This is a genomic window from Roseovarius sp. MMSF_3298 (assembly GCF_030733705.1).
GTDB lineage: Bacteria > Pseudomonadota > Alphaproteobacteria > Rhodobacterales > Rhodobacteraceae > Roseovarius > Roseovarius confluentis.
Map to the genome: position 1 here is coordinate 79,050 of NZ_JASHIN010000017.1, position 9,187 is coordinate 88,236.

A 9,187-nucleotide genomic window follows, 5' to 3' on the forward strand; every position below is an offset into this window, starting at 1 on the left:
GTTTCAGTTCCGTTCGGGCCACGCAGGCCCTGGGGGCGCTGCCCCCAGACCCCCGGAGTGTATGGTGCAAGAAAAAGGCGGTGGCCGGGGGATTGTGCGGCATGGCCGGATTGACCGGGGCGAGCGCAATCTGTAGTGTCTTCGGTCTGTTCCTCTACCATAAGTGTGCTGCCATGACTCGATTCGCTGCCCCCATCGCCGAGGCTATCTGGGATATGAAATATCGCCTTAAAGAGGCGGACGGCACGCCGGTGGATGGTACGGTGGAAGACAGCTGGCGCCGGATTGCGCGGGCGGTGGCGCAGGCCGAGGCCGAGCCCGATGCGTGGGAGGAGCGGTTCTATCACGCGCTGGAGGACTTCAGGTTCCTGCCCGCCGGTCGGATCACGGCGGGGGCCGGGACGGGCCGGGCGGTGACGCTGTTCAACTGTTTCGTGATGGGGACGATCCCCGACAGCATGAGCGGGATATTCGAAGGGCTGCGCGAGGCGGCGCTGACCATGCAGCAGGGGGGCGGGATCGGGTACGATTTCTCGACCATCCGGCCCAAAGGCGCGTTGGTCGAGGGGGTGGCGGCGGACGCCAGTGGGCCTTTGAGCTTCATGGATGTGTGGGATGCGATGTGCCGCACGATCATGAGTGCCGGTAGCCGGCGCGGCGCGATGATGGCGACGATGCGGTGCGATCATCCGGATATCGAGGATTTCATCGCGGTGAAGAGCGACGCGGCGCGGCTGCGGATGTTCAACCTGAGCGTTCTGGTGACGGATGATTTCATGGAGGCCGTGAAAGCGGACGGGCCGTGGGAGCTGGTCTTTGGCGACAAGGTTTATAAGACGGTCGAGGCGCGGCACCTGTGGAACCGGATCATGCAGGCGACCTATGATTTTGCCGAGCCGGGCGTGATCTTCATCGACCGGATCAACACCGCCAACAACCTGCATTACGCCGAGACGATCGCAGCGACCAACCCCTGTGGCGAGCAGCCGTTGCCGCCGTATGGTGCGTGCCTTTTGGGGTCGATCAACCTGGCGCGGCTGGTGACGGAACCGTTCGAGGAGGGTGCAGGGATAGACGCGGACGCGCTGGCCGATCTGGTCGCGACCGCGGTGCGGATGATGGACAACGTTGTGGACGTGTCGAAATTTCCTCTGCCCGAGCAGCGCGCCGAGGCGCAGGCCAAGCGGCGGATCGGGCTGGGGGTCACGGGGCTGGCCGATGCGCTCTTGATGTGCGGGTTGCGCTATGGCGACGACGAAGCGGCGGCGCAATGCGAGGCCTGGATGAAGGCGATTGCGCGGGCGGCTTACCTGGCGTCCGTGGAACTGGCAAGGGAGAAGGGAGCGTTTCCGCTGTTCGAGGCGGAGCCCTATTTGCAGAGTGGCATGATGCAGGCGATGGACGAGGATGTGCGTGCGGCGGTCGCCGAACATGGCATCCGCAATGCGTTGCTGACCAGTGTCGCGCCCACGGGTACGATCAGCCTTTATGCCGGCAACGTCAGTAGCGGGATCGAGCCGGTCTTTGCCTATTCCTATACCCGCAAGGTGTTGCAGAAGGATGGCAGCCGCACCGAGGAAGAGGTGGTGGATTACGCCGTGCAGATGTGGCGCGAGCGGTTCGGCGACAGGGAATTGCCGGACTATTTCGTCAATGCCCAGACGCTGGAGCCGCAGGCGCATGTCAAGATGCAGGCGGCGGCGCAGAAATGGGTCGACAGCAGCATTTCCAAGACGATCAACGTGCCCGCCGATATCGGGTTCGAGGCGTTCAAGGAAGTCTACATGCAGGCCTGGGATACGGGCTGCAAGGGGTGCACGACGTACCGGCCCAACGACATCACCGGCAGCGTGCTGAGCGTGGAGTCGGAAGAAAAGGTGCCGATGCCGGTGGAGGGCGGCGAGGTGGTTTACATGTCCGAGCCGCTGGATCGGCCGACAGAGTTGGAAGGCGCGACGTACAAGCTGAAATGGCCGGACAGCAGCCACGCGATTTACGTGACGGTGAACGATATCGTGCTGGAAGGGCGGCGGCGGCCCTTCGAGGTGTTCATCAACTCCAAGAACATGGAGCATTTCGCCTGGACCGTGGCGCTGACGCGGATGATCAGCGCGGTGTTCCGACGGGGCGGCGACGTGTCTTTCGTGGTCGAGGAGCTGAAGGCGGTTTTCGACCCGCGCGGCGGCGCATGGATGAACGGGAAGTATATCCCCTCGATGCTGGCCGCGATCGGTGGCGTGCTGGAGAACCACATGATCAATATCGGCTTTCTCGAAGGCGAGGGCTTGGGCCTGAAGGAAGATCCGACGGCCAATGTGGTTAATCTGGACGCGCCGCGCGGCCCGGCCTGCCCGTCTTGTGGCAGCTATGACATGCGCAAGGTCGAAGGGTGCCTGACCTGTGCGTCCTGCGGGCACTCAAAGTGCGCGTGATGCTATAGGGTGTCGTTGTTCTTGTGGCGGGTCAGGCGACATGACCTAACCGTCTCACAAGGCCATTTTGGCTGAGACGATAAAAAATCGGCCCCGGGGAGTACCCGGGGCCGTTTGCATGTCTGGCTGTGGCGATGCCAGCCGTACTCCGCGGGTGCAGAAGGCCAAGTCGACCGGTGTAATCGTATGAGGGAAGGCCGGGCAGTATGTGGATGCGGTTCCGCGTTCAGCGGATCTTAGTTTGTCGGGATAGTTCGGCCATGACCTGCCGTTCCGGGGTGGCATCTCTACTGAGGGGCTTCCCCAAAGCGGCATCAGTGGCATCACACCGCTTGGCCCGACCCGCCAAAGTCGGGAAAGCGGACAAAACTTGCAATCCCATTCAATCGTTCAATCTACCCCGCCTAAGTCCAGATCTTCTAGCAGGGGGGGGTAAATATGCTGGACGCTAGAATGATATATATCTTGCGTTTCCAGGCGATCACATTGGGGCCGCATCCAGAATTCTCTAGAATGACATGGAGCTTATACCAACGAATTCGCCACCTGCATATTCTTCAACAGCAACAGTTCTTTGGGGTATATTGAGCACCAATAGATATCCTATTCGATATCCACATACGTGTTCAGGGTGAGCTATGCCATCTGCGGACCAGACATCATCAAATGAAGATTTAGTCATCGCTCTTAGGCGTCTTCTGTCAGAATCCGTCGCTTCGGTTGAGTGTGTACTGCGTTTCATCTCTATAGCTATTAGGTTATCCTCGAGTACAGACTCCCCTCGGCTGTGTAAGATTAAGTCGCAAGTGATCGCCACCTCTTCCATATTCTCATCCAGTATGGTCTTCACTCGGCCTTCCTGCTTCCTGTTGTACTCTACGTCAGCATAGTAACCGGTGATGTTGGAACTAGTTGCCTCCGCCTCCATGTGCATGGCGAGCCTAGCGCATAGGTTTCGCTCACTTGTTCCGCTCTTTATGTTCCTAGATTCCGACAGTAGAAATTTCTCGAGCGCCTTAGAGAAGGCGCTTTTGAGGATTTTGGTTCTGATTCTTGGCACTGGCCTTGCCTTGCAATTTTAACTAAAGAGAGTCACGCTATTGACTTCTATCTATCCGGTGCCCCGAAGCCAATTTGATTGATTGGTTCATCCAGCAATATGTGAGCACGCCTAGGTGTGGCGACTTCGGGCTTCACCTAGATTAGCTCTGGGCGCCTCGTCTCTATTTTGCCAAACTCAAGACGCACTTTGCTTGCGCCAAGATCTAATAGAGGCCTCGGTATCGGATATTGGGGTATTTTCATTCCACCGATCCCAGAAGGCAACAGTTTGACTGTCTGGCTTCATATTTGGCTCAGCTATTCGAATTCGAGTTGGCAGAAGGCTGGCATCGCCAACAACTAGTGCCTCACCGATATCTAGGACGGGCAGAAAGTCACCAACGCTGCCAAGGCTATCCGGCAAGAGGCGGCGAATGACGCTCTGGTCGTCTCCATTGGTGAGGCGCATGGCGACCACATTATTACACTGACTGAGTACGGTCCGATTCACTTCTGAAGGCCGCTGACTAATTACAACGAGACCGATACCATATTTTCGGCCCTCTTTTGCGATCCGCTCGAATATCTCGACAGCAACGGCGTCAGCACTATCCGCCTGCAAACGCTCCGGGATATATAGATGGGCTTCGTCACACATGATTGCAATCGGATGGCGCTTTTCAGATTTCGTCCAAAGGCTCGTGGAGAAGATAATTTGAGCCAAGAGACTTACCATTAATGGCAACACATCAGATGGCACCTCTGAAAAGTCGATAATCTTTATGCCACCCTGACTGTCTTCTTGGGCACCACGACCCGCGGAGATGGCATGCACCATCCGTTCGAGCCAAGCCATGTCCATACATTCAGGTGGAGGCTGGAACAGGAAGGCTAAACGGCGATCATTCCTCTTGGCTTCCAAGCGACCGATTAGACGGCTGAGCTTGCCGTGATAGGGGCCCTGCTTATCCGCCTTCGCTCCGGGCACCATTTCTTCATCTAGGTGCTGAAGCCTCTTCAGGACGGCATTGATATCGAAGGGGACCGGACTGTCGATCGTGAAGTTCTCCAGGACATCATGATGCTTTTCCGGGTCAAGAGAGCATTTTTTCTCCTCAACGATCGCACGTGTCATGATCATTGACTGGTTCGGTGCATTCTGGTCGCTGCGATCAACAAACATTGACATTTCCAATGGACTGGAAAACCTTAAGCATGTTGCATCCGGTAGCTTGTAGGCAGGTATGGGGCATCCGTTTTTGCATAAGCCGTATTGCGACAGGCCGTTCCCCTTCCTGTCTCATGCTTGAGGGAATGAAGGTGAAGCTACAATCCAAAGGTGGAATTTAATCTCGGTGGTGGAGCAGGATTCGCGCATCTCGTACAGTGGTGTTCCTCTGAGAGGTACGTACGATGCTCGCTGTATCGCAGGAACGGTAAGTGACAATGACGAGCAACGGTAACTCATTGCGCTGCCGGCACCAAACCCGAAGTAGTCGGCCAAACGATGAACTCTGTAAACAAAAAAGCGGACATTTATCCGAGGAGTTGTCGATGTCGGCAATGGGCCGTTCGCCACAACATGCAGGAAGCGCGGATTCCGGAAGTTCGTTGCAAACGGGAACCGGTCTGAGTTCCACTGCGGAAGCGGACATTCTGCCAAGCCTGCATCGTTATGATCGATGTGCTCGGCACCGATGGCGGGCGGACGGCAGCGCTAAATCGCACCGCAAGGGGGCAGAAAACGGTTTGAGCTCGGTGCAGTGTGGCAGTCGCAAGTTCTCGCCAAACCATGTCGGTCGCATTGATGGTCATCACCTAAGGTGACGCATGTGCACAGCACGTTTTGCGTGACATGTGAAATACCGCAGCAGATAGCCTCGATCTTGGGCTTATGACCGGATTGTTGCACTTCGTAGGGTCGAGCTTCTCGGCTTCCAAAGATGAGAACGCACGTGCGTCCGGGGAATCTTCTGGTATTCCCGATCCATGGACATCATTCTCGTTACGACCGTTATTACATCGTTCTTCCTCATCATCGGCGCGGCCGAGCCTTTCGCTGCACGTGTGCGACTACCCTATAGCGTGATACTTGCAGTCCTCGGCAGTCTTATCGGGGCCGGTGCGACCTTCTTTTTGAGAACGGAATTGACCGACGCGCTCAACCCGATCGCCGAGGCGATCCTCGGTCTGCCGATCAGGTCCAATGTCTTCCTCTATGTCTTTTTGCCTACGCTTTTGTTTCAGGCCACACTGGGAATGAACCTGCGTCGGATGCTGGACGATTGGGTGCCGATCTTGGTGCTGGCGGTGGTTGCCGTTGTGGTTGCTACGGTGTCCGTCGGGTATGCCCTCTTCTGGGCGAGCGCGCTTCCCTTGGCGGCCTGCCTGCTGATTGGGGCAATCGTATCGACGACTGACCCGTCGGCGGTGGTCTCGATCTTTCGTTCCATTTCGGCACCGCGGCGTCTGGCACGGATCATCGAGGGCGAGAGCCTACTGAACGACGCCGCAGCCATTGCTTTGTTCGGTCTGTTCATGGGCTTCGTGATGCTGGGACTCCCGGACCCTGACCTCGGAGATGCACTGGCACGGTTTCCGATCCTCATTGCAGGCGGGGCGGCGAGCGGCTGGCTGGCGGCGCGCATCGCGGTTTGGGTGATGGCGCTATTCAACCGTCACGAACTGGCTCAGATCTCCGTCTCCGTGGCATTGCCTTATCTTTCGTATATCGTGGCGGAGCAGAGCATTGGAGCGTCGGGCGTGATAGCCGTAGTCGCCGCCGGGCTGACCCTCAACCTGACAGCTCCTGGGCGGCTGCCGCCACAGTCATGGGCGAACCTGCGGGAACTCTGGGGCGTGCTCGCCCACTGGGCCGGCGCGCTCATCTTCATCCTCGCCGCGCTTTTGATCCCCCGGCTGCTTGAAGAAGTCCGGATTGAGGACTTTCTTTTGGTCGGTGTCGTCACCATTGCAGCGATTATCGCGAGAGCGGCGATCCTGTTCGGTCTGATGCCGGTTCTGAGAAAGTTGAAGCTTTCTCCTGATGTCGAGCGGCCCTACAGGGTTGCCATACTGTGGGGTGGGCTCAGAGGGGCTGTGACTCTCGCCTTGGCCCTCGCTGTGACCGAAAGTGCCCGCGTCCCGGCCGATATTCAGCGGGTGGTTGGCATTCTCGCCACCGGCTTCACACTGTTCACGCTTCTGGTTCAGGGCACGACCCTGCGCTGGATCATCGGACGTCTCGGCCTTGACCAGCTTTCTCCTATTGATGAGGCCCTTTCCCGGCAGGTCGTCGCTGTCGCGTTGCAGACCGTTCGCGAGGATGTGGCTCGAACCACAGACAACTACGATCTACATCGGGACACAGTGCGCTCCGAAGCCAAGCGATTTGGTGAACGCTTGGACATCGCGGTGAAATCGGCCGAAGAGAATTCGGATATTCTGGATCGCGACCGCATCGCCCTGGGGCTCATCGCGCTGGCTGGCCACGAACGCGACACGATTCTGGCCCGGGTACGGGAGCGGACGATCTCGGCCCGCATGGCGGAACTGGTCCTGTCGGATGCTGACAGGATGATCGAGGGTGCTCGAACGCAGGGCCGCAGCGGCTACCAGCGCGCGGCGCGCCGAAGCGTTGCATATGGCCGGGCTTTTCGGGCCGCGGTTCTGCTACATGGCCGTCTTGGGTTTTCTGCTCCGCTCGCTCGAATGACCGCTGACCGGTTCGAACTGATGTTGTCGCAACGCCTGATCCTGCGCGATCTCGGATCATTCATCGACGGTCGCATCAGGCGCATCCATGGCCGACGGGTGGCCGAACTGTTGCATGAATTGCTGTCCAGACGGATTGAGGCAGTCGCAACAGCATTGGAAGGTCTGAGACTGCAATATCCCGGCTATGCTGAAGAACTTGAACGGCGCTTCATCCGCCGCACAGCTCTCCGCATGGAGGAACGGGAGTATGTCGCGATGCGAGAAGACGGCCTGATCGGTGCCGAGGTCTACACGGCGCTGATGCAGGAACTCGCCACGCGTCGAATGGCGGCGGAGGAACGACCTCCTCTTGATGTCGCGGTTCAGCGCGCAGCGTTCGTTCGCCAGTTTCCGCTTTTTGCCGATCTCGAGGATAGTGTCATGAAGCGCCTGGGGCGGTCACTTGTCACTCGCTATGTCGATGCCGGCGAAGTTCTTTTGCGCAAGGAAAATTTCGCAAAGAGCGTTTTTTTTATCGCGTCCGGGGCTGTCGAACTGGAGAGCGCGGGTCAGACATGGCGTTTGGGACGCGGAGAGATGTTTGGCCAGATGGCCATCCTGACAAACAAGGCACGTCGTGCCGATGTGCGCGCCATCGCGCCGACGACGCTGCTTGTCCTGGACGAGGACCGATTTCGGCGATTGCTGGAGCGCAGCCAAGCTCTTCGCGAGGCAGTTCGTTCGAGTGCCGAGAAGCGCGGGGTTGATCCGGCGGGCCTGCTGCCAAACGACCGGGACGGTGCCTGAGCCGGCTCCCGAGTTCAGACCGACATTTTCTGAACGCTTCGAAAGGCAAGTGAGAATTATGAGCCAGTGACGATGGTCCAGGAACGTCTGGTTTGGTGATGTTGCACCGCAGCGAGTTCTCAGTGCTTCGATGTCCGCTAATGGGATGTACCGGCTGCTTCACCCAGCAGGTTAGGCTCTGCCTATTTCTGCAGATAGGAGAAGTAGCATGGCGAAGACAGGCTTTGATGGACTGATGTTGATTGGTGTCGATATCGGCAAGGACACATTCCATTTGGTGGGTTTCGATCATTCGGGGCAGCGGGTTCTGCGAAAGCAGATAAAGCGACTGGCTTTGGTCGCGACATTCGAGAGGCTACCGCACTGTATTGTGGGCATGGAGGCATTGCCTGAGCGCACACTTTGTGAGCCGGACATTGCGCGAGATGGGCTTTGAGCCAAGGATCATCCCTGCGATCTATGTGAAGCCTTTCAACAAAGGGCAGAAGAACGACGACAACGACGCTGAGGCAATCGCCGAAGCCGCGCTTCGGCCCAACCTGCAGACGGTTTCCGAGAAGAGCCAGGACCAGCTCGACCTGCAAGCACTGCACCGCGTCAGATCACGGCTGGTGTCTCGTCGAACAGCGACGACCAATCAGATCCGCGCGTTCCTGATTGAGCAAGGCATTACTGTTCGAAAGGGGCTGCGTGCCTTGAAGAACTCGTTCGAGACGATCCTGGAAGAACGCAAAGACGAAATATCGCCGCGTATGCGGTCTATTCTGATCGGTCTCTACGGTGACTGGATGTGGATGGATGATCGGATCGAGAAGGTGACGCAGGAGATCGAAGAGATCAGTCGAACCGAAGAGAACTGCGTGAATGTCATGACGGTGCCCGGTATCGGTCCAATGATCTCAACAGCGATGGTAGCAGCAATCGGTGAAGGTGAGGCGTTTGATCGCGGGCGCGATTTTGCGGCCTGGGTGGGCCTCGTACCCAGGCAATACAGCACCGGGGGCCGAACGGTTCTTGGACGAATATCCAAACGCGGCAGCAGGTATCTGAGAATGCTGTTTGTGCAGGCAGCAAAGATCATCATGATGCGGCCGCACCGTTGGCCAGACTTCAGTTTTGGCGAATGGTTGGCGCGTGTCTAACGTCAGCACCTACCGGACAGATTTAGGTGTTTGAGGGACGGAGGATTTCTGGTTCATCGAAGCCATAAT

The 9,187-nt window shown here is 57.8% G+C and carries 4 protein-coding genes and 1 pseudogene; 3 read left to right on the forward strand and 2 right to left on the reverse strand.

Annotation, left to right across the window (positions count from 1 at the left end; all coding sequences use genetic code 11):
• The first annotated feature begins 173 nt into the window (after positions 1-173).
• A complete protein-coding gene (locus RBB18_RS15545) occupies positions 174-2,432 on the forward strand; it encodes an adenosylcobalamin-dependent ribonucleoside-diphosphate reductase (RefSeq protein WP_103764882.1) in 2,259 nt (752 codons plus the stop codon).
• A 508-nt stretch (positions 2,433-2,940) separates the two neighbouring features.
• Here RBB18_RS15545 and RBB18_RS15550 read toward each other — a convergent pair.
• On the reverse strand, positions 2,941-3,492 hold the full coding sequence (locus RBB18_RS15550; protein WP_306111419.1) for a hypothetical protein: 552 nt from the start codon (positions 3,490-3,492) through the stop codon (positions 2,941-2,943).
• Positions 3,493-3,669: 177 nt separating this feature from the next.
• A complete protein-coding gene (locus tag RBB18_RS15555) occupies positions 3,670-4,656 on the reverse strand; it encodes an ATP-binding protein (RefSeq protein ID WP_306111418.1) in 987 nt (328 codons plus the stop codon).
• Positions 4,657-5,462: 806 nt separating this feature from the next.
• Here RBB18_RS15555 and RBB18_RS15560 point away from each other — a divergent pair.
• Positions 5,463-7,976, forward strand: a complete 2,514-nt coding sequence (locus tag RBB18_RS15560) for a cation:proton antiporter (RefSeq protein WP_103764884.1) — start codon at positions 5,463-5,465, stop codon at positions 7,974-7,976.
• A gap of 208 nt (positions 7,977-8,184) precedes the next feature.
• Positions 8,185-9,115 (forward strand): annotated as a pseudogene (locus RBB18_RS15565) (IS110 family transposase); the annotation flags it as partial.
• Positions 9,116-9,187: the final 72 nt, after the last annotated feature.

Bases quoted from the DNA above. Each gene is read 5' to 3' on its own strand.
- RBB18_RS15545 (WP_103764882.1), top strand. From the start codon at position 174: ATGACTCGATTCGCTGCCCCCATCGCCGAGGCTATCTGGGATATGAAA.
- RBB18_RS15555 (WP_306111418.1), bottom strand. From the start codon at position 4,656: ATGTTTGTTGATCGCAGCGACCAGAATGCACCGAACCAGTCAATGATC.
- RBB18_RS15560 (WP_103764884.1), top strand. From the start codon at position 5,463: ATGGACATCATTCTCGTTACGACCGTTATTACATCGTTCTTCCTCATC.